Source organism: Pseudomonas sp. P7758 (genome assembly GCF_013386485.1).
Classification (GTDB): Bacteria; Pseudomonadota; Gammaproteobacteria; order Pseudomonadales; family Pseudomonadaceae; genus Aquipseudomonas.
The window spans coordinates 1-2,525 of the sequence record NZ_JACARS010000192.1 but is presented as its reverse complement, the minus strand read 5'-3'; the positions used below and the strand labels follow the sequence as shown (position 1 = coordinate 2,525).

The following is a 2,525-nucleotide window of genomic DNA, read 5'->3' as shown; positions in this document are numbered from 1 at the left end:
TATTATGGTCGAAATATAAAATAATCCAGCCCGCGAGTATTTGTTCCACTGGTGGGACGATCAGGGCCGATTTTGCCGTCTAGCGCGGAATTGGTATCGGATTTAAGGTGTATCCATTACTGGAGACACATATGAAAAAGATCATCGGCATCTACACCAGCCCACGCGGCCATTGGGTCGGCGACGGCTTTCCGGTTCGCACGCTGTTTTCCTACGACACCATGGGCAAGCAGATCAGCCCGTTCCTGTTGCTGGATCACGCCGGTCCTGCGGCGTTCACCCCGACCGAGCAACGTCGTGGCGTGGGCCAGCATCCTCATCGCGGCTTTGAAACCGTGACCATCGTCTACAAGGGCGAAGTCGAACACCGCGATTCCACCGGTGCCGGCGGCACCATTGGCCCGGGCGATGTGCAATGGATGACAGCCGCCAGGGGCATCATTCACGAGGAGTTTCACTCCGAGGCGTTCGCCCGCAGCGGCGGCGCCCTGGAAATGGTCCAGTTGTGGGTCAACCTGCCGGCCAGGGACAAAATGACCGATGCCGGTTACCAGACCATCCTCGATGGCGATATTCCGACGCTGCCCCTGGCCGACAACGCCGGCAGCCTGCGCTTGATCGCGGGCGAGTTCGACGGGGTCAAAGGCCCGGCTCGCACCTTCACACCGATCGACGTGTGGGACATGCGCCTCAAAGCCGGCCGCTCTGTGACGCTGGACCTGCACGCCGGGCGCAACACCGCGCTGGTGGTGTTGCGCGGCACGGTGCGGATCAACGGCACTGAAGTGGCGCGGGAAGGGCAGTTGGCACTGTTCGAGCGCGATGGCACGCAACTGCGCCTCGAGTCCAGCGACGACGCCATGGTGCTGTTGCTCAGCGGCGAGCCGATCGACGAACCCATCGTCGGCCACGGCCCGTTCGTGATGAACACCGAGCAGGAAATCCACCAGGCGTTTGCCGACTATCAGTCCGGGCAATTCGGGCAGATGCAGCGCTAGGGCGCTATACCCTCCAAAGGCATTTCATGCGATCTTCATGGCATTCGCCCTGGAGTCGCCTGAATGCCCTCATTTATCTCTGATCACCCGATGTTCTGTGCCTTGGCGCTGGTGCTGATCGACATTGCCGTATGGCGCTTGATCTCTGCCGATTTCGCCAATTGGAAGCTTGCGGCGCGGCTGGTGATCTTTGCGGTGTTCAGCGCTGTGCTGTTCAACGAAGGCATGAACCCGATGCAGGTCGCGCCGTTCGGCGACAACGTGGCGCTGCATTTGGCGGCAACGGCGTTCCAGATCGGCTGGTGGCTGTTTGCGGCGCGCACCCTCACGGTATTGCTCGGCGCGGTGATGATGCAGCGGGTCGGCCACACCGGGCGGCTGTTGCAGGATCTGGTGGGCGCGGTGATTTTCCTGATCGCGATCATCGCCGCCATGGCCTACGTGCTCGACCTGCCGGTCAAGGGCGTGCTGGCCACTTCCGGCGCGGTGGCAATCATCGTCGGCCTGGCGTTGCAAAGCACCTTGAGCGACGTGTTTTCCGGCATCGTGCTCAACACCACCAAACCCTACCAACTGGATGACTGGATCTCCATCGACGGCACCGAAGGCCGGGTGATCGACATCGACTGGCGCGCCACCCAACTGCAAACCTCCCAGGGCAGCCTGGCGGTGGTGCCCAACTCGTTGGCGGCCAAGGCCAAGATCATCAACTTCTCACGTCCCGCAGATATGTTTGGCTTGGCGGTCAGCCTGCAAGTCAGCCCCCATGCGCGGCCCCAAACCGTGCTGGATGCGCTGGAGCGGGCGATGCAGGGGTGTCGGCCGTTGTTGGCCAAGCCGGCGCCCAGCGTGGCGTTCAAGACGTCGGCCAGTGGTGGCGTGGAGTATGAGATCAGCGGGTTTGTGCCGGCCATGGCGCTCAAGCGTGAGGTGCGCAATCAGCTTTATGATTTGGCGTTTCGGCATTTGCAGGCGGCGGGGGTGAGCTTGTTGTCGGCTGCCGAGAGTAATGCGCCGGTGGCGGTTTCCCGGGCTCGGGCGTTGTTGGAGAGTTCGTCGATTTTCTCGACGTTGAGGCAGGAGGAGAAGGAGACATTCAGCCAGAACATGACGCTGCAGACCTTTCGCGCCGGGGAGATGATTTTGCCGGCGGGGGAGGTGAGTGATCACCTGTTTATCATCGAGTCCGGGGTGATTTCGGTGATGTTGACCAAGGCCGGGCACAAGTTTGAAGCCGGGCGGATGGGGCCTGGGGAGGTGATTGGTGAGGCCGGGATTTTGTCGGAGCAGGGTGTGCCTGCGGACTTTTCGGCGAAGACGTTTTGTACGTTGTATAGGATTGAGAAGGAGTATCTGAAGCCTTGTCTGGATGCTCGGCATGACATCAGTGAGGCTATGAAAAGTTTGTTGGATTTCAGGTTGCATGCGGCTCAGAGTTTGACGCAGGAGGCGCCTGTGGTGCCGGTTAAGAAGGGGTTTATGCAGTGGCTGCGGAGTCGGGCCTGAAGGTGTACATATCCGTTGCTG

Annotated in this window: 2 protein-coding genes; both read left to right on the top strand. The window is 60.8% G+C overall.

Annotated elements, in window-relative coordinates:
* The first annotated feature begins 131 nt into the window (after positions 1–131).
* On the top strand, positions 132–998 hold the full coding sequence (locus HX873_RS29815) for a pirin family protein (RefSeq protein ID WP_177067173.1): 867 nt from the start codon (positions 132–134) through the stop codon (positions 996–998).
* Positions 999–1,061: 63 nt separating this feature from the next.
* A complete protein-coding gene (locus HX873_RS29810) occupies positions 1,062–2,504 on the top strand; it encodes a mechanosensitive ion channel domain-containing protein (RefSeq protein WP_093208390.1) in 1,443 nt (480 codons plus the stop codon).
* The last annotated feature ends 21 nt before the right edge of the window (positions 2,505–2,525 follow it).